Source organism: Paenibacillus cookii (assembly GCF_018333375.1).
GTDB classification, from domain to species: Bacteria; Bacillota; Bacilli; order Paenibacillales; family Paenibacillaceae; genus Paenibacillus_AQ; species Paenibacillus_AQ cookii.
This window is the reverse complement of the sequence record NZ_BORW01000001.1, coordinates 68,055-90,842: the sequence shown is the minus strand read 5'-3', so window position 1 is coordinate 90,842 and position 22,788 is coordinate 68,055. Positions and strand designations below refer to the sequence as shown.

Below are 22,788 nucleotides of genomic sequence, written 5' to 3'. Positions count from 1 at the left end.
CGATGAGGATCAAATCGATCACCCGCTGGATCGCCGCGGCCGCGATATTTTTGGCATATTGCTTCCCCGTTGCGGCGGAAGGCGCAGCGAATAAGGTACCCGGGTTATACACCCACGCCCAGGCGGCGGCTCTGATGGACGTCACCTCCGGGCGGCTGCTCTATTCCAGCCACGGCGACGACGAATTGCGGATCGCTAGCCTGACCAAAATCATGACGGCGATCGTGGCCATCGAACACGGCGACTTCAACAAACCGGTGAAAGTCAGCAAAAACGCTTACGGAAAAGAAGGCTCCTCGATTTACCTGAAGCTGGGCGAGGAGATGACCCTCGAAAATATGCTGTACGGCCTGATGCTTCGTTCGGGGAACGACGCCGCGACGGCGATCGCCGAACATGTCGGCGGCTCGGAGGAAGGGTTCGTGCACCTGATGAACGAAAAGGCGAAAGAGCTCGGTCTGACGCATTCCCATTTTGCCAATCCCAGCGGGCTTGACGCGGACGGCCATTACTCCTCAGCCAACGACATGGCCAAACTGACGGCTTACGCGCTCCATAACCCGCTGTTCAAAAACATCGTCAAAACGCAGGTCAAAAAAGCGCCGAATCCGAACGAATCGTGGGATTACCGCTGGGACAACAAAAACAAAATGCTGCGCCTGTACGAAGGGGCCGACGGGGTCAAAACCGGGTATACGAAAAAGGCATTCCGTTGTTTGGTCAGCTCCGCCACCCGGAACGGCCAGCAGCTTGTGGCGGTAACGCTGAACGACGGGGACGACTGGAACGACCACGGCAAAATGCTGGATTACGGCTTTAAATATTTTCCGCTCTCCCAATTAATGGAGAAGGGCGAGTCCGTTCAGGGGTACGATCTTGTCGTGGCGAATACGTTCAACTATCCGTTTGCCGAAGGGGAGCAGGAACGTTTGGAAAAAAAGCTGGTGCTACATTCGCCTGCAAAGGAAGGCAGGGCGGATTTGAGCTTCGGTTTGCGCGGGGAAATCCGAATGGTGCTTGACGGCAAGCTGATCGGGACGGTTCCGGTGTACCAGAAAGGCAGTTTGCTGCCCGAGCCGAATGCCAGAAATCCGGTCGACGACACGCTTGGGCCTTTGCGGCCCGCCACGTTGGCAGAGGCCATGGCCCGGGTGTTTCAGCAGATGTTCCTGCAGCGTGATTGAGCTTTGAAGCAAGCGGGGGAGGAGAGGATATACCATGATCAATGTCATTTGGATGGCGCTTATTTTAATCGGCTTCGTTTTTGCGGCCGTCCAGGGGAATATCGAAACGGTTACTTCGGCCGCGTTCGACGGCGCCAAAACAGGGGTCACCGTATGTTTCGGCCTGATCAGCGTGCTGGTGTTCTGGCTCGGGATGATGAGGCTGGCGGAGGATTCGGGATTGCTCCAAAAAATCGCGAAGCTGCTCAGCCCGATCGTCCGGTTTCTGTTTCCCGACGTGCCCAAAAACCATCCCGCCATGGGATACATCTTGTCCAACATGAGCGCCAACCTGCTGGGACTGGGCAACGCCGCGACGCCAATGGGGATCAAAGCGATGCAGGAGCTTCAAACGCTGAATCCCGACAAAACGGCCGCAAGCCCCGCCATGTGCACCTTGCTTGCGCTCAATACGGCCAGCATCACTTTAATACCGACTACTCTGATCGCGATTCGGATGAATTACCAGTCGGCGAATCCGACCGAAATCGTCGGACCGACGCTGGCCGCGACCATCGTGGCGACGCTCGCGGCGGTGGCGGCGGACCGGTATTACCGGCGAAAACTTTTGAAAAGGGGGCAGAAACCTCCAATCCCTTCGGGCCCGCCGCCTTCGGCCACACCGGATGCGAAAGGATGATGCCTCGTGACCGCTTTGATCAACGTCATTTCAGCATGGGCCATCCCGGCCCTGATCGCCTTCATACCGCTGTTTGCTTTCGTCAAAAAGGTGCCCGTATATGAATCCTTTGTTCTCGGCGCGAAGGACGGCTTTCAGACGGCCATTCAGATCATTCCGAACCTCGTCGGCATGATGGTGGCCATCAGCGTGTTTCGCGTGTCCGGCGCGTTGGACTTTTTTGTCGGCTGGACCGGCCCGTTTTTAAGCAGCCTGGGCGTTCCGAGCGAAATTTTGCCTTTGGGGCTGCTGCGCCCTTTGACGGGCACCGGTTCGCTGGCGTTCGCAACCGATTTGATATCGGTCTACGGCCCCGATTCGATGATCGGGAGAATGGCATCGACCATCCAAGGCAGCACGGACACGACGCTGTACGTATTGACGGTATACATGGGGGCGGTGGGCATCCGCAACGGAAGATATTCGCTGAAAGTCGGATTGTTTTCGGATGTCGTCGGGTTCATCGCTTCCATCGCCGTCTGCCTGCTTTTCTTCGGATAACCGGATCCGTTCGCGGATCAAGCCTCGACCCGTCACGCAATGAACGTTGCCTCATATACTGTATCACGCTTGACATCGTACAGGGATTGAGGTGAAATCATGGCGTTCGAAGGTTTTATCATCCATCATTCCTCCTGCGCGTCCATCAACGGATCCGGATATGACTTCTGGATCGGGGCGGACGGTTCCGTGACGCCGGCTCCCTTTTTGACGGACCCTTCCCACATCCATATTTGCCTGGAAGGCCGCTTTGACCGCAGCTACGATTTGCTCGGAACCGCCGAAAAGCAGCAGCTTTTTATCGCCGGCAAGCTGATCTTGGAGCTCTCCAGGCAATATGACATATCCCCCCTTTTCCTTTATCCGCATACATCCGATTGCCCGGGGAAAGAATTTCCCTGGAATGAACTTGTGATTTACCCTTCTCACGGGTATCATTAGTTCTGAGGTGACCTAAAAGACAATGGAAAGATTACAGAAAATTTTAGCCCAGGCAGGCATCGCTTCCCGCCGCAAATGCGAGGAACTGATTCTGGCCGGCAAGGTGGAAGTTAACGGGGAAACCGTGACCGTGCTGGGAACCAAGGCGGACCCCGAACAAGATATCATCACGGTGGAAGGCAAGCCGATCCGAAACGAAAAGAAAATCTACATCATGATGAACAAACCGAAAGGCGTCATCACAAGCGCGAAAGACCCGGCGGGCCGCAAAATCGTCACGGATTACATCAAGGGCATCAAAGAGCGGATTTATCCCGTGGGCCGGCTCGATTACGACACGGAAGGGCTGCTTCTGCTGACGAACGACGGCGAATTCGCGAATATGCTGACGCATCCGAAACACCACGTGCCCAAAACGTATCTCGCGACCGTCGAAGGGATTCCGCACGGGACCGACCTGGACAAGCTGCGCGCCGGCATTCAGCTCGAGGACGGTATGACATCTCCTGCGGAAGTCGAATATAAGGATATCGACATCGAAAAAAACGAAGCGGTCATCACGATTACGATCCACGAAGGAAGAAACCGCCAGGTGCGGCGCATGTTCGATGCGATTTCCCATAAAGTGATCCGTTTGAAGCGCGTTTCCTTCGGCGATTTGCAGCTGGACAACCTGAAGCGGGGGCTTTACCGCCACCTGACGAGCAACGAGGTCGAAGCCCTGAAAAACATGGCTAAAACCGGAAAGAAAAGAAAAAAATAGCTCGGAAGGACACACAATATTCAAATCCGTCCGCCGCAAATATGACATGTTTTCGCTATAATTGTTCATAGGATGTTCAAACCTGTGAAGGGAAAACATGACGTTTGTCATAGTAAAGGAGCATTTGGCATGGGTAATTCAAAAAAGAAGCTAATGCAGATCGTTATCCTGCTGTTGATCGTGATCGTGGGCGGTTATGCGATCGTGACGCAAGTGTCGGGATCGGGAGGAAAACCTACCGAGGGCAGCAAAGCGCCCGGATTTCAGCTGCTTGGCCTGGACGGCAAAACCCATACGCTGGACGAATATAAAGGTAAGGCCATCGTTCTGAATTTCTGGGGCACCTGGTGCGAGCCTTGCGTAAAGGAAATGCCGGCTTTGCAGGCGCAGTGGGAGAAGTGGAAGGATCAAGGCGTCGTCGTCGTCGGAATCAATGCCGGTGAGGATAAAATGGCCGTCGAAAACTTCGTGAACAACGTCAACGTCGATTTTCCGGTGCTGCTGGACCCGGATAAGGATTCGATCGCCAGTTACGGCATTTCGCCTTTGCCTACTACTTTTTTTGTGTCCAAGAGCGGCAGAATCAACAAAATCCATCTCGGACAGCTGGATTTGGCCACCCTCGACAAACAAATTGAAGAGCTGGTGAAATCGTAAAATGTTGCAAAAAGTCATCGCTTTTAAAAACACCAAATGCGAATGCGGCCACCAGAACCCGGTCGGAACCGTGCTGTGCGAATCCTGCGGCAAACCGCTTGACGAAGAGGAGCAAAACTCGAAGGAAGTTTTGGAAATGCGGTACGACGGGATGGCCCGCCGTTCGCAGCGAGCCAATCCGAATATCATCGACCGGATCTGGAATTTTTTTGCCTCCGTCAAAATCGCGGTTTACATGATCATCCTGACCCTGCTGGGTTCGATGCTGGGCACGATTTTTCCGCAGGAAAACACGTTCCTGAACATCGATCCATCGACATACTACAAAGAAACCTACGGCACGTGGGGGCTGATTTATTACAAGCTTGGATTAACGCATACGTATGAATCCTGGTGGTTCATCCTCCTGCTTGTCATGATCGGCGCTTCGCTCGTCATCTGCAGCCTGGACCGCGTCCTTCCGCTGTACAGAGCACTGAGCAAGCAGCAAATACTTAAGCATATGCAATTTCTGACCCGGCAGCGCGTCGTTTATCAAGGCAAGATCGAAGGCGATGCGGAAGAATGGGTCAAGCAGGCCGCGGTTCCGATGAAGAAAAAGGGGTATCGCGTGCATACCGACGGAAACGCTCTCTTGGCCGAAAAATACCGTTTCAGCCGCTGGGGGCCGTACGTCATTCATATCGGTTTGATCATCTTCCTGCTCGCCGTGTTGGCCCGCGGATTGCCCGGACTGAAAATGGACCAGCATATCGCCTTCCCCGAAGGGGAAATCAAACATATTCCGAACACTTCTTATTATCTTAAAAATGAGAAGTTTACCGTGGAGTTTTATTCGGAGGAGGACATGCCCGAGGAGTTCCGCAATCAAGGAAAGGTGCTCCCGAAACTGTTCAACACGAAAGCAACGCTTTACCACTGCACGGCGGATTGCGATGACCCGACCAAAGAGCCGAAGCTTGAAGCCGTCGCCCGACATGACATTCAGGTCAACGACCCGCTGGATTACAAAGGGTTGAAGGCGTATCAATTCGATTACGATTTGACGCCGGTCCTGCGATCGGTCAGCCCGTCGCTCGTCGATGCCAAAACGGGCAAGGAGCTGGGCAAATTCAAGCTGGACATCAAAAATCCGCAGCGGAATTACACCGCAGGCGATTATTCGCTGGAACTGAAAGAGAAATACAATGATTTCGGACTGGACGAAAACGGAAGGCCCGTAACGAAAACTCCGAATCCGAACGCGCCTGCATTCCTCTTTTTGATCAAAGGGCCGAATTTGCCGGCTTCGGGCATGCAATACATCTATTTCCCGAAGCAAATCGATAAAGAGCGCTTCCAGCAGGACGCCATCAACGAAAAGATGAACGGCGGCACGCCGCCGCTGATGCTTGATGTGAAGGGAATGGAAAACGTCGACTTTTCCATGTCGACGACGTACCTGAACATCCGGGTGGACAAAGTGATGCCGTTTATCTGGGTCGGCGCGGCCATCGTGATGATCGGGCTCGTGCTCGGCTTTTATTGGCAGCATCGCCGGATTTGGCTGCGGATCGACGACGGCGTGCTGACGCTCGGAGCGCATACGAACAAAAACTGGTTCGGCATTCGCCGCGAAATCTCGGCCATTTTGAAAAAAATGAATTTGGACGTGGACGAAAAGTCCCTGGATAACGGAGGAAAACACGCATGAATGATTTGTTATCTATCAGCAGTAATATGTTTGTCGTCGCCTTTTTCCTCTACTGCGCGGCATTCATATTATTCGCTGTCGCCCTGATGGGCCGCAGGTGGAGCAACCGGGACCCGGTCGCCCATTCGAAAAAGTGGGGCAAAATCGCCTTCATCGGATCCGCGCTTGGCTTCATTTTTCATCTGATCTTTTTCGTGACGCGCTGGATCGGAGGGGGACATATCCCGGTCAGCAACATGTACGAATTTATGTCCTTCCTGTCGATGATGGTCATGTTTGCGTTTACCGTGGTTTACCTGATCTATCGAAAGACGCTGCTTGGACTGTTTGCGGTGCCGATTTCCATCATCATTATGGCATACGCCGCCGTATTCCCGCAGGAAGTGCAGCCGCTGATTCCTTCGCTGCAATCGTACTGGCTGAAAATCCACGTCACGCTGGCAGCGGCGGGCGAATCTTTCTTCGCCATCGGGTTTGCGGCAGGCTTCATGTATTTGATCCGTACCGTCGATTTCAAAAGCAAGGATAAAAAAGCGAAAAGGCAGCAGCGCTGGGTCGAGGTCGTATTTTTTTCCGTCATTCTCGTTATCTCCTTTATCGCGACCGTATTTATTTTCCGTGCGGCCGGCTACGAATCCGTGTTTACCCAAACGAAGGTAACCGGACAGCCCGGTGCGGAACAAACGGTCACGCAAACGGTGTCGTACAAGCTTCCGCCGATCGTCGGACCGTACCAAAGCAAAGTCGTCAGCTACGAACCGTTCCTCGGCATGACGAAGCCGCTCTTTAACGCGCCGTCCTGGATGAACGGGGTCAACGCCGGACGCAAATTCAATACGATCATCTGGTCCTTCATCACCGGCATCATTTTGTACGCCGTGTTGCGCCTGATCGCGCGCAAGCCGCTTGGCCGGGCGGCGTCGCCGATGATGGAAGGGATCGATCCGGATGATCTGGACGAAATCAGTTACCGTGCCATCGCCATCGGCTTCCCCGTATTTACGCTGGGCGCCTTGATATTCGCGATGATTTGGGCGGAGATCGCCTGGGGAACGTTCTGGAGCTGGGACCCGAAAGAAGTATGGGCGCTCATATGCTGGCTGTTCTACAGCGCATACCTGCATCTCAGACTGTCCCGCGGCTGGCAGGGCGGCAAATCCGCCTGGCTGTCGGTCATCGGTTTCCTGGTCGTCATGTTTACGCTCGTCGGGGTCAACCTCGTCATTGCAGGCCTGCACTCCTACGCGGGCGTGGATTGAGCATATCGCCAAAACGAATAACGCAGTTGCAAGAAAATCCGTTTCCTCATTTGAAAGTTGGATGTCGAAGCGGATTTTCGCTATAATTGTCCCTATAAGGGTATGTTTTTTCGCATAATTTGGGATGCTGCAAATCGGGCTTCGGCCGTTTCCTTTTTTTGCGCCATTCCTGAACTAAAAGGGGTTGTTGTCTAATGTCAGAGCATGCAAACCGGATACTGGTAGTGGACGATGAAGAGCGGATTCGCCGTCTGTTGAAAATGTATCTGGAGAAAGAAGGATACGAGGTGGAAGAGGCGGAAGACGGGGAGACCGCGCTCCGCAAAGCCGCCAATCAGGATTACGGACTTATTTTGCTTGATTTGATGCTTCCCGGGATGGACGGCATGGAGGTCTGTTCCCGTTTACGACAGTTAAAATCCACGCCGGTCCTGATGCTGACGGCCAAAGGGGAGGAGATCAACCGGGTGCAAGGGTTCGAGGTCGGGGCGGACGATTACGTCGTGAAGCCGTTCAGCCCAAGGGAAGTGATCTATCGGGTGAAGGCGATTCTCCGGCGCGCTTCGGCAACGGCGTATTTGTCCAAAGACAGCAATTCCAGCAACAACATCGTGTTCCCCCATCTGGTCATCGAGCATGACGCGCACCGGGTGACGGCAAGCGGGCATGAAGTCAGCCTGACGCCAAAGGAATACGAGCTGCTGCATTATCTTGCCGTATCGCCCGACAAGGTGTTTTCGCGGGAAGAACTGCTTAAGGATGTGTGGAATTACGAGTTTTTCGGCGATTTGCGCACCGTCGACACGCACGTCAAACGATTGAGGGAAAAGCTGAACAAGGTATCCCCGGAATCCGCCGCGATGATTACGACCGTATGGGGCGTCGGTTACAAGTTAGAGGTGCCAAAGTAACGTGAACTTCTGGACATCGCTGGTCGGAAAACTGTGGGCGACGATCATTTGCCTGGTTGCCTGCATACTCATCATTTTAGCCTTGTTTCTGCTCCCGTACATCGACACGAATTTTTCGAACAATTCCGGAGATATCAAACGTTTGTTTACGTACACGGCCATCATCGGTTTTTCGATGACGACGTTTTTTGCCCTGTTTCTGCTCACCAAAATCACGCAGCCGATGCAAAAGCTGATCCGCGCGACGGAGGCCATCAGCAAAGGCGAATACAGTACCCGCCTATCGATTGTGACCAGCGACGAAATCGGCAAGCTGGCCAATACGTTTAACCATATGGCGGCCGAGCTGGAGGACAATATCCGCAACCTGAATCAGGAGAAGGAACATTTGGCGAGCGTCCTGCGCAGCATGAGCGATGCCGTGATCACGATCGATACGTCGGGACGCATCATTTTGACGAACCCGCCGGCCCAGAAGCTTATTCCGAAGTGGAGGGACATCGATTGGGATTTGGAGCAGGAGGGCGAATTGGAAGGCAATGCGGAGGAAAAGGTGCCGAAGCCGCTGCTTGACCTGTTCGAACGCATGCTGAAGGAAAGCGCGGACGTCAGCGCCGACGTCCATGTCAAACAAGGGGTATGGTCGGTGCATATGGCGCCGCTATATGCCGAGAACGATATCCGCGGAGCGGTGGCGGTGCTGCGGGATATTACGGAAAAAGTCAAGCTGGAGAAAATGAGGCAGGACTTCGTGGCCAACGTTTCGCATGAAATCCGGACGCCGCTTTCGATGATGCAGGGATACAGCGAGGCGCTTCTGGACGGCATGGCCGCTTCCCCGGAAGAAAGCCAGGAGCTGATCCAGGTCATCCATGACGAATCGCTGCGGATGGGCCGTCTCGTGAAGGATCTGCTCGATCTGGCCCGAATGGAAGCGGGGCATACGGACATCCAGCGCAGAAGGGTGGACGTCAACGAAATGCTCGAACGCGTATACCGGAAATTCTCCGTTCGGGCCAAAGAAAACGGCATCGAGCTTATTTACGATAAAAAAACTTCCGACTTGGTGCTTGAGGCAGCGGACGAAGACAAACTCGAGCAGGTGCTCACGAATTTGCTGGACAACGCGTTCAGGCACACGCCGGGAGGCAAACAGATCCGGATCGTCGCCGACAGGACGGAGGCGGGCCCCGCTTCCGAACTCCTCATCAAAATCGAAGACGAAGGGGCGGGAATCCCGCGCGAGGATCTGCCTTACGTTTTCGAGCGGTTTTATAAGGCGGACAAGGCGAGGGTCAGAGGTACGTCGAACGGTACGGGGCTCGGCCTTGCGATCGTCAAAAGCATCGTGGACGCGCACGACGGAACCATCCGCGTTTCGAGCCAGGTCGGGGAAGGAACCGTATTCTCGATACGGCTTCCTGTCGAAAACGATAAAGCTTGATCAAAAGGCAAGAAACACCTCAAACCGGGGTGTTTTTTGTTGAAGTTGCGAGATAAATCTTGTTCAACGTGGAACAAATGAAAAGCGCATGCCGTTTGAATCGGGCATGCGCTTTTGTTGTATTTCGCGTTTGATCTTTATTACAGCGTGATTTCGATCGCGCCGTTTAATCCCGGCAGCGTCGTCAGCTGCGTCAGCACGTCTTTTTGCACGGCTTTATCGACCGTCAGGATCATGATGGCTTCCCCGCCGATAATTTTGCGGCCGACCTGCATCGAAGCGATGTTGACGTCGTTTTGGCCGAGCAGGGTGCCGACGCTTCCGATCATGCCCGGTTTGTCATGATGGGAGATGAGGATTTGATGCCCTTCCGGCGCGACATCCACCGGGAATTTGTTGATTTGCACGATCCGTTCGCCGTAACCGTTCAGCAGCGTTCCTGCGACAAGCGTTTCTTCGTCGTTTTGCGTTTTCAGCGTCACCGTGAGCAGGTTGGTGAAGCCTTTGGATTTCGACGCTTGCGTGACGACGACGTTGATGTCGCGGGATTTGGCGAGATGCATGCAGTTGACGATGTTGACGTTTTCGCTGCCGAGATGATGCGCCAGCACGCCTTTGACGATGTACCGGGTCAACGGAAGCGTGTCAACGTCGGACAATGCGCCCGCGTAGTCGACGTGAATTTCGTTTACGGCCTGGTTGGCGGATTGGGCCGCGAAGCTTCCCAGCTTTTCGCCGATCGAAAAATAAGGCTGCAGGCGGCTCATGACGCTGGCGGCGACCGGAGGCATGTTGACCGCGTTTTTGAACGGTTCGTTCCGCAAGATGTGAAGCACTTCTTCGGATACGTCGATCGCTACGTTCTCTTGGGCCTCCACGGTCGAAGCGCCAAGATGCGGCGTAACGATAATTTTCGGATGGTTCAGGAACGGATGATCCTGCTGCGGCGGTTCGCTTTCAAACACGTCGAACGCGGCGCCGGCAACGATGCCTTCGTCGATCGCTTCCACCAGGGCGCGTTCGTCGATGATGCCGCCGCGGGCGCAGTTGACGATGCGCATGCCTTTTTTCATCACTTCGAACTGCGGACGGGAGATCATATGGCGCGTATCCGGCGTCAGCGGCGTATGCACGGTCATGAAATCCGCGTTCCGTACGATGTCGTCGACGGAGGCGAGCTTGACCTCCATTTTTTCCGCACGCTCTTGGGTCAGGAACGGATCGAACGCCAAAATGTTCATGCCAAACGCTTTGGCGCGTTTTGCGACTTCGCTGCCGATCCGGCCCATGCCGAGCACGCCCAGCGTTTTGTTGCGAAGTTCGACGCCAAGGAACGATTTGCGGTCCCAAACTCCGCCGATCGTTTTGGCGTAGGCTTGCGGTATGTGGCGGGCAAGGGCCATCATCATCGCAAACGTGTGCTCGCATGTGGTGATGGTGTTGCCGTCCGGAGCGTTAATGACGATAATGCCGCGTTTGGTTGCAGCTTCCAGGTCGATGTTGTCCACGCCGACGCCGGCGCGGCCGACCACTTTCAGCTTGGTGCCGGCTTCCATGATTTTTTCGGTGACCCGCGTCTGGCTGCGGACGAGCAGGGCGTCGTACTCTCCGATAATCGCTGCAAGCTCGTCTTCGCCAAGGCCCGTCTTTTTCTCTACCTGGACATCGGCGGCGTCCATCAACTGCTGGATTCCCAGATCGCTGATCGGATCCGATACTAATACTTTAAACATGGTTTCTTCCTCCTTTAATCTGTAAAACAAAAAATAAAATATGATGGAAGGGATGCTTCCCGAAAGAAGCATGCCCATAAAACACGTGAAAAGGATGTTTCGGATACGGCTGCATTGCAGCGTTATATAATGCAATTCGGCGCTGTATTCCAAAAGCAACGCGGTACTGTGTAAAAGAATACATGTATAACGCACCGCGGATTCAAGCCGCAAGGGATGCTGAACGGACTTGCAGTCGATGCTGAACAGACTTGCGATGAGGAGTATATAACAAAAAAACTCTCAATCCGCACACTACTTGCGTAGCAAGGGACGAGAGTTGTTCGTGGTACCACCCTAATTCACCGCCGGATTTGACGCCGGCAGCCTCAGAGGCCCGATAGAGGCCTATTTGATAACGGAAATTACCCGGCTGCACCTACTGTAAAGTTCAATGCAGCTTCTCTGGAACGCTGAAGACGTCTTGCCCGCCACCGGTTTGCACCAACCACCGGCTCTCTGGAGGCATTCAAGGGTCTTTTTTCCTTCATCGGTTTTGACTCGATAATTTTTTTCATAATGTATCATGGCCCCGCGGCTGCTGTCAATAGGAAAACTTCGGGCTTCTTGAATCTTTTGCGCGAAATCTGATATGATTTTGATGGTGTTTCATGGCGTTTTTTCACAGGCTCTATCATACCCTATCGCCACATGGCGCAGCTTCGGAGGCGGCGATTTCCCGAACGCGGCAAAATGCGATATGATAGAGGTGAGGGCGAACGAACTTTGTAGCTAAATTATACGACAGGCAGGCAAAAGATGAAAAAATTCAAATTCCGTGCGCCTAAACTGAAACAGGCCACTCCCGATCAGTTGACGGACCGTCTGCTGCTGATCAATCTGTACCTCACCCAAGGACTTACCTTCATTATCGGAATCATTTGGATATTGTTTCAGAGAAGAAATCCCCTGGAGCTGTTTGCCGTACAGCCGGGATCCTATTTTTGGGCGTGGGGCCTCGGCCTTGCGGCCGTGATGTTTTTGATCGATTTTGCGGTGTCCCGGATTACGCCCGAGGAAGTCATGGATGACGGAGGAATCAACCATTTGTTGTTCCGGAAGCGTCCCGTTTGGCATATCATATGCATAGCCGCCGTCGTCGCGGTATGCGAGGAACTGCTGTTCAGGGGCGCAGTACAGCATTCGTTCGGCCCTTATTGGACCAGCATCCTGTTCGCGGCGATCCATGTCCGTTATCTGCGGCATTGGATTCCGACGGCCTGGGTATTCCTAAGCAGCTATGGGCTGGGTTACATCTACATACATTCGGGCACGCTGCTTGCCCCGGTGGTATGCCATTTTGCCATCGACTGCATTTCCGGTTTGGTCATACGATTTCGGAGGGAATCATGAGTACTGAGTTAAGCAGAGTCAAAACGTATAATAGCCGAAAAAAAAACGCTAGAAAAAAGCCCCCCTTGCCGGCGCAGGACGGCAATCAACCGGTCATTGAAAAGTCGCGCCGGGAGCGTTTGAAGACTGCGGGGGCGACCTTAAGCAGGGTGAAGGCAAGGAAAGAGCGAAGCGAAGCTCCCAAGCCGGAGGAGGAAGTACGGGAAAAAATCGCCCCGTTCGAGCCGACGGGGTCGTTCCGCTCCCGGTCTGCAAGGCATAAAGCAGGACACGGAAGAGTTCAAAACGCGGGGGGAGAAGAAGATGGCACCCCAAGCCGAACCGACAAATACACCTCCAGGAAAATCGTCGTCAGCAAATATTTTACGAATTCGCTCTTTTTCCTTTTCCTGGTCCTGACGATGTTTTTGGTGTATTGGGGAGTCAAGGGCGCCCCTCCGCTGGAGGATCTGTGGTAACGGCAGCGCTCCTGTGGAGCGCCGGCCTGATCGCGGCCTGCTGCGTCCTGCTTTTTGCAAGGATGTCCTATGAAGCAAGGATGCACGCGGTCACCCGTTCAGAGGTAAAGCTTGAAAGATTGCCGGAGGCGTTCGACGGAAGCCGGATTTTTTTTATTTCGGATATTCATAAACGAAAGCTTTCGGAATCGTTTTTACGGACGATGGAGGGGAAAGCCGACTGGGTGATCCTGGGCGGCGACATTATGGAAAGGAACGTGCCGCTGGAACGCGTGCGGGAAAATTTGAAGCTTCTGTCGCGGATCGGCCCGATGTACGCGGTATTCGGCAACCATGACCTGAAAGCCGATCCTGCGGGTTTGGCCGTTGCGCTGAAAGAAGCCGGAGGCAGGCTGCTGAGGAACGAAAACGTCCTGCTGGAGCGGGCGGGCGACCGCATCCTTCTGACCGGCGTGGACCAGCCGCTTCAAAAGCGCGACGGGTACCCCGGGCTCCCCGAATTGCCTCCGGGGACTTCGGATCTTTGCCGGATCGTCGCCGTTCATGATCCCGTCTGGATCCAGCACGTGCCCGAAAAGCCGGCGGACCTGATTCTTGCAGGACATACCCACGGGGGGCAAATCCGTTTTCCGTTTCTCGGCGCGCTTCGGCTGAACCGGTTTTACCGCAAATACGATTGCGGATGGTTCCGGTGGTACCAGCCCGGGGCGGACGTTCAAAGGCCGCAAATGCTGATCAGCCGCGGATTCGGCAACCGGCGGGTAACGCTTCGTTTATGCTGTCCTGCCGAAATGCATCTTATTCGGCTTCGCAGGGCGATCCCCGATCAAACCGAGGCATAAAGCCGATACGCCAAAAAGGCGCTTCTCGCCGGCATAACCGGGAGAAACGCCTTTTTTTGGTTTTTTAGCGCATTTCAAGCTCGATGCTGCGCGGGTCCACGAAGGAGTAGCCTTTGCTTTCCAGCTTGGTCAAAAGCTCGTCCAGCGCTTCGGCCGTCCACGGGAGCTCATGCATCAAGATATTGCTGCCTGCGTGAAGCTGGTCCATGACGTTTTGGATGACCTGTTGGGGGTTGTCCTTTCCTTTGGATTTCATCGTCCAATCCAGGGACCCGTTGGACCAGGTCATGTAGAGGAGGCCGTTTTCCTTGGCGACCTTTTTGCCGACATCGCCGCCTTCGCCGAAGGGCGGACGGAAAAATACCGGCGCTTCTCCGATCGTGGCTTTCACGATGTTTTGCACGTCTTCGATTTGCTGCCTTACTTTCGCTTCGGGCTCCTTCCGCAGGGAGATATGGTCCCAGCTATGGTTGCCGACGATTTGGCCGCGATCGTGGATCAGCTTCAGCAATTCGGGATTTTCTTTTACCCGGTAGCCGTTGACGAAAAAGATCGCTTTGGCGTGATGCTTGTCCAGCGTATCGATCAAACCGTTGATCCATTCCGCTTTTTTCGGACCGTCGTCGAACGTGAGCAGCACGACCTTTTTCTCCGTCCCTTCATTGTTAGGCACGATGTTGTAGGCTTTGTCCATGTGGTACTTCAGCGGAACGGCCGCCGGGGCAGCGTCGTTTGCGCTTTCCCCGCCTGCGGGTTGGCCCGAGCCGCCGTTTCCTTGCTCCGCGCCCGTTTCGCCGGCATCCTGATTCGCCCCGTTTCCGTTTGGCTTCGCCGGCGCTTTTTCTTTTGTTTCGTCCTGCTGCTGTACCGCCGTGTTGGCGTTTTTGGTGGCCGCCTCGTCTTTTCCTCCGCATGCGCTGAGAAGCAGCGCCGTCATAAGAAGCAGCGCAGCCGTTTTTCTTACCATTATTTCATCTCGCTTTCCTGTTTTTTTGCCGCATGAGCATGCCGTAATCCGTGAACACTAGACTTGATTTTATCACATAAGGAGGTTGTAATTGTGAATACTTCGTCATTTATAAGCGGCGTTTTGATTGGTGCGGCGGCAACTGCCCTCGTCTCCAGAAGCAGAGGCAACATCACTTCCGCCATCGCCAGCAACGCGGGCAAAATGATGGACATCGGCTCGATCGGTTCCATCGGCATGAACAACCATGAATCCCGTTATTCGGAACCCCGTTCCAAAGCGGAAAGCATGAAGCAAATCAATGAATTCATCCACAGCAATCCCGACGTAAAAAGGGAAGTGGATTCGATTCTGAAGGAGACAAACACCGTCATTCCGGGCTTGTAAACGATTGAAAAACCATAAGAATCATTTTTGGGGCGACAGCGCCCAAAATGATTCTTTTTTTGTCTATTTTACAGCGTGCATTTTGGGATATATAATGATAACATACTTACATAGAACTATTTTCAGCACACCATTATGGGAGACATCATAATTTGTTATAACATTGCTTACAGAGGAGGATCCTGTCATGAAAATAGAACGATTAAGCTCAGATAAGATACGGATTTTCCTCACGTTCGACGATTTGAGTGAGCGAGGAATTCAGAAGGAAGACATGTGGAAGGAACTTCCCAAAGTCCACGAGCTGTTCACCGAAATGATGGATCAGGCCTACAACGAACTCGGTTTCGACGCAACCGGACCGCTCGCCGTGGAAGTTTTTGCCCTTCCCGCTCAAGGCATGGTCGTCATCGTGACCCGCGGAAAATATGATTATCAGCACTACAGCCACTTAGGGGAAGATGAGCTCCCCGAGGAAGTGTACGAAATGGAAGTCACTTTGGAGCAAAGCGACACCATCGTTTACGCGTTCGGCGATTTTGAAGTGCTGATCGAAGCAGCGCATGTTCTTGGCGGTCACATCACCGAGGAAGGCCGTCTTTATCATTATAGAGATAAATGGGTTTTGTTTATCGATCCGGACAACATCGATTCCGGCAAGCTTCCTTCGCTGATCGCCGTTTTGGCGGAATTCGGGGAAGCCACTTCCTATACGGAAGCGGTCCTCGAAGAATACGGCAAGGTGGTTATGCCGGAAAAAGCTATTGCAACGATCCGTGAACATTTCAAAAGACAGGACTAAAGCTTGTCATCCCATGGGCATTCCTTTGCTTCATGGGATGAATTGCGTTTAATTCATGCGGTATTTTAATCAGAAAAAGGGGGAAAAACGGTGCTTTGGTTTTCGGTTATAGCTTCGGCGTTGGCGCCGGGTCTCGCCCTTTTGACGTATTTTTACCTGAAGGACAGATATGAGCAGGAACCCCTCATGATGGTCGTCAAAGTGTTCGTGCTCGGGTTTTTGATCGTCGTGCCGGTGATGATTATCCAGCGGGGGATGACCGGCGGGTTTGGCGGCAATCCATACGTGGAGTCCTTTGTCATATCGTCTTTCGTCGAGGAATTTCTGAAATGGTTCGTGCTGTACCATATGATCTACAACCATACCGAGTTCGACGAGCCTTATGACGGCATCGTATACGCGGTGGCGATCTCGCTCGGATTTGCGACCGTCGAAAACGTCATGTACGCCTGGTACAGCCACGCATCGATCGGCGCGATGTTCCTCAGGGCGCTGCTCCCGGTTTCCGGACACGCGATGTTCGGCGTCATGATGGGGTATTACCTCGGCCGGGCCCGTTTTTCCAAAGGCGCGAAAGCCAAACGTTTTCTGGTGTATTCCATGGTTATTCCGTGGTTCTGGCACGGCGTGTACGACCTGATATTGGCGACCATGACCCAATATTGGATTTGGTTCATCGTTCCGCTGATGGCCTTTTTATGGTACGGAGGCATGGGGAAGGTCACCCGGGCCAACAACCGCTCTCCTTTCCGTTTCCTTAAACGCGAAGAAGAGGTTAATATGTGACGAAAATGGGCACACTGGATCCTATGAACTTCCATTCCTGGAAATTTATTTGATCGGGGGTGCTTTTTTTTGCGCGTAAAAGTGACGATCGTGTGCAAGCAGTGCGGAGAGCGCTTTGTTTTGCGGGGCAAAAGGGATCGGGGCCGGATCGAGACCGGATTTAAGCAATGCCTTTGCAACAACAAAAACCATTTCGACATCGAAGAGCTCCCGATTTAACCGGCACAGAAAAATGGCGCTTACCGCTGCCAATTGATGCATAAGACTCCTTTCTTCTTGTCAAACTAACAGCAGCAACCAGTAGAGTGATCCATCAGCCGTTATCAAAGCGAAAAGCTTGGTTTGATTGGTTCAGCTGAAGAAAGGAGACTTAAAGCAATTATGTACAAGCGGTTAAGCGCTGTTTTGTTTCCCATCGTGACTCTCCTGATGATCGGTGCATTTGTGTGGGGGTACCAGGAGAACCAGGAAAAAAACTCGATTTTGATTAAAGCCGAAAACCAATACCAGCGTGCGTTCCACAACTTGTCCTACCACATGGACCGGCTCCACAGCGAACTTGGCAACACGCTGGCCGTCAGCTCTTCCTCCAATGCGATGCACCGCAAAGGGCTTATCAACGTATGGAGGCTGACGAGCGAAGCCCAAAACGAGATCAACCAGCTTCCGCTGACGATGCTCCCGTTCAATAAAACCGAGGACTTCTTGTCCCGGATTTCGAACTTCTCGTATCAGACGTCGATGCGCAATCTCGAAAAGGAACCGCTCACCAACGATGAGCTGCAAAACCTGAAAGTGCTGTACAAAAACTCCGGCGAGATCACCAAGCATCTGCAAGACGTCCAAAGCAAAGTGATCAGCAACCGCTTGCGCTGGATGGACGTGGAGAGCGCCATGGCGTCCGAAGAGAAGCAGATGGACAACACGATCATCGACGGCTTCAAAACCGTCGACAAACGCGTCGGGGAATACCCGGAACTAAACTGGGGCCCGGCCGTATCGAGCATGTATGACAAACGGTCCGTCAAAATGCTTTCCGGCACGGCCGTATCGAAAGAGGACATCAAACGCAAGGCGGTTAAGTTCGCGGATGCCGGTGCGGGAGCGTCCGTCCAGGTAACCGAAAACGGGAAAGGAACGGACTGGGAATCGTACACCGCAACCGTGAAGGCGAAAAATCTGCCGGCCGTCGTTTCGATGGATTTTACGAAAAAGGGCGGGCTTCTCATCAGCTACCATGACAGCCGCAAAATCGGACACAAGGCGGTGACGATGGAGCAGGCGAAAGCCAACGCCGACCAGTTCCTCAGCAAAAAGGGTTACAAAGGCATGACGGCCGTCACCGCCGACCAATACGGGAATATGGGGAACCTGACCTATGTGAGCACGCAGGACGGCGTGCTGATCTATCCTGAAAAAATCACGGTTCGCGTCGGTTTGGACAACGGCGAGGTGACGGGGTTCCAGGCCAGCGATTACGTTTATGAGCATAAAGAGGGCAAGCGCAACTTGGCAAAACCGAAAATGGGCATCGCCGAAATCCGGAAAAAATTGAATCCGGAATTCAAGGAAACCTATCACCGGCTGGCGCTCATCAAGGACGATTTGGGCAAGGAAACGCTTTGCTACGAAATCGGGGGCAACATCAACGGTTCAAGATACCGGATGTACCTGGACGCGAATGACGGGTCCGAAAAAATGGTGGAGGAGCTGAAATCCTCCGACCGTCAGGCTGCAGTCCGGTAAAATAGACTTTTATACCCGCCTAACGAAGGGGCCTTTGAGAAAAAAGGCTCCTTTTTCGTTGAAATAATACGCGTACCTGAGACCAAAGACATGGTATAATCAGGGCATGCGGTACATTTTTAAGTTGGCGGTGAACGTTTTTGTATCCGAAAATTAATGACTTATTGATGATTAGCGTGGATTCGGGGGACGAAAAAGAAACGAGGGTGGAATATAAATCCAGAATCGCCGACATGGACGAGGACTCGATTCTCATCGAAGTTCCGATCCGGGAAGGAGGAGGGCAGCTTAAAAAGCTGTTCGTCGGGGACGAGCTGTCCATCTATTTTATGACCGACGGCGGCGTCAAGAACTACTTCAATTCCTATGTGACCGGGTTCAAGCAGGACGTGATCCGGATGGTGAGGATCCGCAAGCCCGACCCCGACTCGATCGGCAAAATCCAGCGGCGCAGCTTTTTGCGGGTAAGCGGAGAACTCGAGGTGGCCGTCAGGATGGATAACGACCGGCGTTTCCTGACCCGTACCGACGATATCGGGGGAGGCGGAATATCTTTTTACTGCGAACCGGAACATCGCGTGGCGGAAGGGGACAGGATGTCCTGCTGGGTGGTGGTGCCCTATAAAAACGGAAGCCTTGAGCATGTGCCGTTCGAAGGCGAAATCGTCAGGATCAAAGCGCTGGATAACGGCCGCAAAATCGTCATGGCCAAATTCACGACGATCGCGGACATCGAGCGGCAGAAGCTGATCAGATACTGCTTCGAACGCCAGCTCGACTTCAGGCGATAAGCCCTGTCGGCAAGATCAGCAAGATCCTGAATAAAACGGGCGGTTTCCGGACACAGTAATAGGAAAAATCCGGGAGACTTGCCATGATGAACGAAAAAGAACAAGTTCAACAATATGTGCGGCTGTTCGAACGGCTGTGCGAACAAACGGGGAAATGGACGAAAATTTTGCTCGTTTTTTTGATCGCCGCGCTCTTCTTTTTTCAGGCCGCTCTGCACATCCATTCCCTTCGCCCGCTGATTTCTCCGGTGGACCGATTGGACGGAATACCGATAAAAGAGCGAAATGTAAAGGATTGGCATCCATGAACCGAAGGGTGTTTTTTTGCATCGGTGTAGGTTGTGTGATATAATTTTCACAGCGCAGGCAATGCCTGCTTTTTTCTTGAGTGATCGAAGAGGCGTCAGCTCGGGCTGAAGCCGCATTTGGATCGCAGGGGGAGTCGGCTGGCAAGCCGCGTTCCCGCCGCTCTATAACATCTCTTATGCTTATGATTTGAGGAGGAATGCCCCTTTGAGTAGGCAGGGGACGGAGAACAACTTGAAGATCAATATCGCGATTGATGGACCTGCCGGGGCGGGAAAAAGCACGATTGCTCGATTGGTGGCCAAAGAGCTGTCCTACATATATGTGGATACCGGCGCGATGTACCGGGCCGTGACCTGGTATATGCTGAAGCATGGAATCAAGCCGGAATCTTCGGCGGAAGTGCTGCGTCATGCCCAAGGGTTGGAGATCGAACTTCTTCCGGGCGCCGACGGGCAAAAGGTGCTGGTGGACGGCCAAGACGTGACGGGGTTCATACGCTCGCTCGAAGTCAACGGCACGGTATCGCAATACGCGCAAATCGAAGGGCTTCGCAAGCATTTGGTAGCGCTGCAGCAGCAGATGGCTGCCCGCAAGGGCGTGGTCATGGACGGAAGGGACATCGGGACGACGGTTCTGCCGGACGCCGAACTGAAGATTTTCATGACGGCCAGCGTGAAGGAACGTGCGCTCCGCCGATTCAAAGAGTTGAGTGATGCGCAGGGCTTGACCTTGGAGCAGCTGGAAAAGGATATTTCCGAACGCGATCGTTTGGACGCAGAACGCGAAATTTCGCCGCTGCGCTGCGCGGATGACGCCATCGTGCTGGATACGACGCATATGGACATCCCTCAGGTCGTCGACACGATCGTTTCCTATTGCAAAGCGCAAACGAACTCTTAAGGATGGGGAGAAGGAAGCATGTTTTATGAGTTTTGCCGGGGGCTTTTGCGGGGGATTTTCGCCGTGGCCTACCGTCTTGAGGCAACGGGGGAGGAGAACATCCCGAAGGAAGGCGGAGTGCTGCTCTGCTCGAACCATATCAGCGTCCTGGACCCGATCACGGTGGGCATCAGAATCAAGCGCAAAATCAAATTCATGGCCAAGGCCGAGCTGTTCAAGGTGCCCGTGCTCGGACCGGTCATCACGAGGCTCGGTGCGTTTCCGGTCAAACGCGAAGGCGTCAGCAAGGAATCGATCAAAACATCCCTCACCATTTTGCGTAACGGCGAAATGATGGGCATTTTCCCGGAAGGCACGCGACATTCCGACAGCGGAGCGGCCAAAAAGGGCGCAGCAACTTTTGCTCTGCGAAGCGGGGCTGCGGTCGTGCCCGTCGCCATTGTCGGCGATTACAAGCTTTTCCGGAAAATGAGAGTGATATACGGCGCTCCGTTGGATTTGACGGAATTCAAGGAAATGGAGTCCGGGGAAGCGGTGGAAGCGGTCACGGACAATATCATGTCGCGCATCCGCGAGATGCAGAAGACCGGGAAGCCGACGGCGAATTAAGCGCCGGTGCATGAAGGCAAGCACTTATTGGAAAGATATGATCACAACTGTTTTCAAGTTTTGAACTCTGCGTCAGCAGGTTTGAATAAATGGTTTTTTTGAATTGAGGAGGGTATTGACATGTCGGAAGAAACAAAAAATCAAGAAGCAGAAGTAACTCAGGAGGAAATGGACCAAATCGTATCCTTGAAAAAAGGGGACACCGTAAAAGGTTCGATCGTCAAGCTGGAAGATAACCAAGCTTATGTAAGCATTGGATATAAATACGACGGTGTGATCCCGATCCGCGAACTGTCTTCGGTTCATCTGGACAACGCATCGGACGCGGTTCAGATCGGACAGGAGGTAGAATGCAAAGTGGTCAGCATCGATGACGAAAAAGAAAAACTCGTTCTTTCCAAACGCGCGATCGACAGCGAAAACGCTTGGGAAGAGCTCGAAAAACACTTTGAAGCGCAAGACGTGTTCGAAGTCACCGTGGCTGACGTCGTGAAAGGCGGATTGGTTGCGGACGTGGGCGTGCGCGGATTCATTCCGGCTTCCATGGTAGAGCGTCATTTCGTTGAAGACTTCAGCGACTACAAAGGACGCACGCTGCGCGTGAAGGTGAAAGAAATCGACCGCGAGAACAACAAGGTGATCCTTTCCCAAAAAGACGTGCTCGACGAAGAATTCGAAGCCAACAAACTGAAAGTGATGTCCGAGCTTCAAGAAGGCCAGGAGCTTGAAGGTACGGTACAGCGCTTGACCCAATTCGGCGCATTCGTTGACGTAGGCGGCGTAGACGGACTGGTTCACGTGTCCGAAATGGCATGGAACCATGTCGAAAAACCTTCCGACGTCGTATCCGAAGGGGATAAAGTCAAAGTCAAAGTTCTGAAAGTAGACCCTGAAAAAGGAAAAATCAGCCTCAGCATGAAAGCCGCTCAGCCTGGTCCTTGGGATACCGCTGCAGAAAAATTCCATACAGGCGATGTGGTAACAGGCGAAGTCAAACGTCTGGTGACCTTCGGTGCATTTGTTGAGCTTGCTCCAGGAGTCGAAGGACTTGTTCATATTTCCCAAATTTCTCATAAACACATCGGCACCCCGCATGAAGTCCTGAAAGAAGGACAAGAAGTTCAAGTGAAAATCCTTGACATCAACACCGCTGAAAAACGCGTGAGCCTCAGCATCAAGGAAACGGAAGAAGCTCCGGCTCCTGCTCCTAAAGCGGACAGACCGGCAAAAAGCGGCGGAAACCACAAGGATGAGCTTAAAGACAATCCTAACGTATCTCTGAGCAACCAAGGTCTCAGCATTACGCTTGGGGAACGTTTTGGAGACAAACTGAGCAAGTTCAAGTGATGACCACCGTCTCGGAAGCAAAAAACGGCGAACCCTTCATCGGGTTCGCTTTTTTCATGTCATGCGCAAAAACGTATAATAAACAGGTTCAATGGCGCATGGAATCCCGTTTCTACGGGAAAATAGGATTAATAAGACGATCCGTCCA

The 22,788-nt window shown here is 53.1% G+C and carries 25 protein-coding genes and 1 other annotated feature; of the genes, 22 read left to right on the top strand and 3 right to left on the bottom strand.

Features of this window, described 5'->3' with window-relative positions; genetic code table 11:
* Nucleotides 1-2 precede the first annotated feature (2 nt).
* The 10 genes from KI367_RS00505 to KI367_RS00460 all read left to right on the top strand — a co-directional run bounded on the left by KI367_RS00505 (nucleotide 3) and on the right by KI367_RS00460 (nucleotide 9,571).
* Complete coding sequence (locus tag KI367_RS00505) at nucleotides 3-1,184, top strand: D-alanyl-D-alanine carboxypeptidase family protein (protein WP_081992363.1); 1,182 nt, start codon at nucleotides 3-5, stop codon at nucleotides 1,182-1,184.
* A 34-nt stretch (nucleotides 1,185-1,218) separates the two neighbouring features.
* Nucleotides 1,219-1,863, top strand: coding sequence for a nucleoside recognition domain-containing protein (locus KI367_RS00500; RefSeq protein WP_212946864.1), 645 nt, complete (start codon nucleotides 1,219-1,221; stop codon nucleotides 1,861-1,863).
* Nucleotides 1,864-1,869: 6 nt separating this feature from the next.
* Nucleotides 1,870-2,403: a spore maturation protein gene (locus tag KI367_RS00495; RefSeq protein WP_212946862.1), complete on the top strand. Its 534-nt coding sequence runs from the start codon at nucleotides 1,870-1,872 to the stop codon at nucleotides 2,401-2,403.
* Nucleotides 2,404-2,502: 99 nt separating this feature from the next.
* Nucleotides 2,503-2,844 (top strand): N-acetylmuramoyl-L-alanine amidase, encoded by a 342-nt coding sequence (locus tag KI367_RS00490; RefSeq protein ID WP_212946860.1) that lies wholly within the window; start codon nucleotides 2,503-2,505, stop codon nucleotides 2,842-2,844.
* 22 nt (nucleotides 2,845-2,866) lie between these two features.
* Nucleotides 2,867-3,607, top strand: a complete 741-nt coding sequence (locus KI367_RS00485; RefSeq protein WP_036709935.1) for a pseudouridine synthase — start codon at nucleotides 2,867-2,869, stop codon at nucleotides 3,605-3,607.
* A gap of 129 nt (nucleotides 3,608-3,736) precedes the next feature.
* Nucleotides 3,737-4,264 (top strand): thiol-disulfide oxidoreductase ResA, encoded by a 528-nt coding sequence (resA, locus tag KI367_RS00480; protein WP_036709939.1) that lies wholly within the window; start codon nucleotides 3,737-3,739, stop codon nucleotides 4,262-4,264.
* Between the two features lies 1 nt (nucleotide 4,265).
* Nucleotides 4,266-5,957, top strand: coding sequence for a cytochrome c biogenesis protein ResB (gene resB, locus KI367_RS00475; protein ID WP_036709942.1), 1,692 nt, complete (start codon nucleotides 4,266-4,268; stop codon nucleotides 5,955-5,957).
* Nucleotides 5,954-7,216 carry a cytochrome c biogenesis protein CcsA gene (ccsA, locus tag KI367_RS00470; RefSeq protein WP_212946858.1) on the top strand — a complete coding sequence of 421 codons (1,263 nt, stop codon included), beginning with the start codon at nucleotides 5,954-5,956 and terminating at the stop codon, nucleotides 7,214-7,216. The genes resB and ccsA overlap by 4 nt, the downstream gene beginning before the upstream one ends.
* A gap of 194 nt (nucleotides 7,217-7,410) precedes the next feature.
* A complete protein-coding gene (locus KI367_RS00465; protein WP_036709948.1) occupies nucleotides 7,411-8,127 on the top strand; it encodes a response regulator transcription factor in 717 nt (238 codons plus the stop codon).
* A gap of 1 nt (nucleotide 8,128) precedes the next feature.
* The gene (locus tag KI367_RS00460; protein ID WP_212946851.1) at nucleotides 8,129-9,571 is read left to right on the top strand and encodes a HAMP domain-containing sensor histidine kinase; all 1,443 of its coding nucleotides are present in this window, start codon (nucleotides 8,129-8,131) and stop codon (nucleotides 9,569-9,571) included.
* 140 nt (nucleotides 9,572-9,711) lie between these two features.
* On the opposite strand, the gene serA is transcribed toward KI367_RS00460, so the two are convergent.
* Entirely contained in the window at nucleotides 9,712-11,304 is a 1,593-nt protein-coding gene (gene serA, locus KI367_RS00455; protein ID WP_036709951.1) for a phosphoglycerate dehydrogenase, read from the bottom strand.
* A gap of 305 nt (nucleotides 11,305-11,609) precedes the next feature.
* Nucleotides 11,610-11,843, bottom strand: a binding site (T-box leader).
* A 259-nt stretch (nucleotides 11,844-12,102) separates the two neighbouring features.
* On the opposite strand from serA, the gene KI367_RS00450 reads away from it, so the two are divergent.
* Genes KI367_RS00450 through KI367_RS00440 form a run of 3 tightly spaced genes read left to right on the top strand, consistent with a single transcriptional unit; the run spans nucleotide 12,103 to nucleotide 13,996 of the window.
* A complete protein-coding gene (locus KI367_RS00450) occupies nucleotides 12,103-12,696 on the top strand; it encodes a CPBP family intramembrane glutamic endopeptidase (RefSeq protein ID WP_036709953.1) in 594 nt (197 codons plus the stop codon).
* Entirely contained in the window at nucleotides 12,693-13,154 is a 462-nt protein-coding gene (locus KI367_RS00445) for a hypothetical protein (protein ID WP_212946849.1), read from the top strand. Before KI367_RS00450 ends, KI367_RS00445 begins: the two co-directional genes overlap by 4 nt.
* Entirely contained in the window at nucleotides 13,148-13,996 is an 849-nt protein-coding gene (locus KI367_RS00440) for a metallophosphoesterase (protein ID WP_212946847.1), read from the top strand. The genes KI367_RS00445 and KI367_RS00440 overlap by 7 nt, the downstream gene beginning before the upstream one ends.
* A gap of 64 nt (nucleotides 13,997-14,060) precedes the next feature.
* On the opposite strand, the gene KI367_RS00435 is transcribed toward KI367_RS00440, so the two are convergent.
* Entirely contained in the window at nucleotides 14,061-14,963 is a 903-nt protein-coding gene (locus KI367_RS00435; RefSeq protein ID WP_212946845.1) for a polysaccharide deacetylase family protein, read from the bottom strand.
* Between the two features lie 93 nt (nucleotides 14,964-15,056).
* Between KI367_RS00435 and KI367_RS00430 the strand changes: the two genes are divergently transcribed.
* The 3 genes from KI367_RS00430 (at nucleotide 15,057) to prsW (ending at nucleotide 16,938) form a co-directional block, all read left to right on the top strand.
* Nucleotides 15,057-15,350, top strand: a complete 294-nt coding sequence (locus KI367_RS00430; RefSeq protein ID WP_036709957.1) for a hypothetical protein — start codon at nucleotides 15,057-15,059, stop codon at nucleotides 15,348-15,350.
* 187 nt (nucleotides 15,351-15,537) lie between these two features.
* The gene (locus KI367_RS00425) at nucleotides 15,538-16,152 is read left to right on the top strand and encodes a genetic competence negative regulator (protein ID WP_036709960.1); all 615 of its coding nucleotides are present in this window, start codon (nucleotides 15,538-15,540) and stop codon (nucleotides 16,150-16,152) included.
* 90 nt (nucleotides 16,153-16,242) lie between these two features.
* Nucleotides 16,243-16,938 (top strand): glutamic-type intramembrane protease PrsW, encoded by a 696-nt coding sequence (gene prsW, locus KI367_RS00420; protein ID WP_036709964.1) that lies wholly within the window; start codon nucleotides 16,243-16,245, stop codon nucleotides 16,936-16,938.
* A 45-nt stretch (nucleotides 16,939-16,983) separates the two neighbouring features.
* Here prsW and KI367_RS00415 read toward each other — a convergent pair whose 3' ends face one another.
* A complete protein-coding gene (locus tag KI367_RS00415; RefSeq protein WP_212946844.1) occupies nucleotides 16,984-17,199 on the bottom strand; it encodes a hypothetical protein in 216 nt (71 codons plus the stop codon).
* A gap of 120 nt (nucleotides 17,200-17,319) precedes the next feature.
* On the opposite strand from KI367_RS00415, the gene ypeB reads away from it, so the two are divergent.
* The 6 genes from ypeB to rpsA all read left to right on the top strand — a co-directional run bounded on the left by ypeB (nucleotide 17,320) and on the right by rpsA (nucleotide 22,640).
* Entirely contained in the window at nucleotides 17,320-18,684 is a 1,365-nt protein-coding gene (gene ypeB, locus KI367_RS00410; RefSeq protein WP_212946843.1) for a germination protein YpeB, read from the top strand.
* 140 nt (nucleotides 18,685-18,824) lie between these two features.
* Nucleotides 18,825-19,475, top strand: a complete 651-nt coding sequence (locus tag KI367_RS00405; RefSeq protein ID WP_036709967.1) for a flagellar brake protein — start codon at nucleotides 18,825-18,827, stop codon at nucleotides 19,473-19,475.
* A gap of 83 nt (nucleotides 19,476-19,558) precedes the next feature.
* On the top strand, nucleotides 19,559-19,783 hold the full coding sequence (locus tag KI367_RS00400; RefSeq protein ID WP_036709970.1) for a hypothetical protein: 225 nt from the start codon (nucleotides 19,559-19,561) through the stop codon (nucleotides 19,781-19,783).
* 205 nt (nucleotides 19,784-19,988) lie between these two features.
* Nucleotides 19,989-20,684, top strand: coding sequence for a (d)CMP kinase (cmk, locus tag KI367_RS00395; protein WP_212946842.1), 696 nt, complete (start codon nucleotides 19,989-19,991; stop codon nucleotides 20,682-20,684).
* Between the two features lie 18 nt (nucleotides 20,685-20,702).
* Nucleotides 20,703-21,293 carry a lysophospholipid acyltransferase family protein gene (locus KI367_RS00390; protein WP_036709974.1) on the top strand — a complete coding sequence of 197 codons (591 nt, stop codon included), beginning with the start codon at nucleotides 20,703-20,705 and terminating at the stop codon, nucleotides 21,291-21,293.
* Nucleotides 21,294-21,413: 120 nt separating this feature from the next.
* Nucleotides 21,414-22,640 carry a 30S ribosomal protein S1 gene (rpsA, locus tag KI367_RS00385; protein WP_036709977.1) on the top strand — a complete coding sequence of 409 codons (1,227 nt, stop codon included), beginning with the start codon at nucleotides 21,414-21,416 and terminating at the stop codon, nucleotides 22,638-22,640.
* The last annotated feature ends 148 nt before the right edge of the window (nucleotides 22,641-22,788 follow it).

Bases quoted from the DNA above. Each gene is read 5' to 3' on its own strand.
- KI367_RS00505 (WP_081992363.1), top strand. From the start codon at position 3: ATGAGGATCAAATCGATCACCCGCTGGATCGCCGCGGCCGCGATATTT.
- KI367_RS00500 (WP_212946864.1), top strand. From the start codon at position 1,219: ATGATCAATGTCATTTGGATGGCGCTTATTTTAATCGGCTTCGTTTTT.
- KI367_RS00490 (WP_212946860.1), top strand. From the start codon at position 2,503: ATGGCGTTCGAAGGTTTTATCATCCATCATTCCTCCTGCGCGTCCATC.
- KI367_RS00485 (WP_036709935.1), top strand. From the start codon at position 2,867: ATGGAAAGATTACAGAAAATTTTAGCCCAGGCAGGCATCGCTTCCCGC.
- resA (WP_036709939.1), top strand. From the start codon at position 3,737: ATGGGTAATTCAAAAAAGAAGCTAATGCAGATCGTTATCCTGCTGTTG.
- resB (WP_036709942.1), top strand. From the start codon at position 4,266: ATGTTGCAAAAAGTCATCGCTTTTAAAAACACCAAATGCGAATGCGGC.
- ccsA (WP_212946858.1), top strand. From the start codon at position 5,954: ATGAATGATTTGTTATCTATCAGCAGTAATATGTTTGTCGTCGCCTTT.
- KI367_RS00465 (WP_036709948.1), top strand. From the start codon at position 7,411: ATGTCAGAGCATGCAAACCGGATACTGGTAGTGGACGATGAAGAGCGG.
- serA (WP_036709951.1), bottom strand. From the start codon at position 11,304: ATGTTTAAAGTATTAGTATCGGATCCGATCAGCGATCTGGGAATCCAG.
- KI367_RS00450 (WP_036709953.1), top strand. From the start codon at position 12,103: ATGAAAAAATTCAAATTCCGTGCGCCTAAACTGAAACAGGCCACTCCC.
- KI367_RS00445 (WP_212946849.1), top strand. From the start codon at position 12,693: ATGAGTACTGAGTTAAGCAGAGTCAAAACGTATAATAGCCGAAAAAAA.
- KI367_RS00435 (WP_212946845.1), bottom strand. From the start codon at position 14,963: ATGGTAAGAAAAACGGCTGCGCTGCTTCTTATGACGGCGCTGCTTCTC.
- KI367_RS00425 (WP_036709960.1), top strand. From the start codon at position 15,538: ATGAAAATAGAACGATTAAGCTCAGATAAGATACGGATTTTCCTCACG.
- KI367_RS00415 (WP_212946844.1), bottom strand. From the start codon at position 17,199: ATGCATCAATTGGCAGCGGTAAGCGCCATTTTTCTGTGCCGGTTAAAT.
- ypeB (WP_212946843.1), top strand. From the start codon at position 17,320: ATGTACAAGCGGTTAAGCGCTGTTTTGTTTCCCATCGTGACTCTCCTG.
- KI367_RS00400 (WP_036709970.1), top strand. From the start codon at position 19,559: ATGATGAACGAAAAAGAACAAGTTCAACAATATGTGCGGCTGTTCGAA.
- KI367_RS00390 (WP_036709974.1), top strand. From the start codon at position 20,703: ATGTTTTATGAGTTTTGCCGGGGGCTTTTGCGGGGGATTTTCGCCGTG.
- rpsA (WP_036709977.1), top strand. From the start codon at position 21,414: ATGTCGGAAGAAACAAAAAATCAAGAAGCAGAAGTAACTCAGGAGGAA.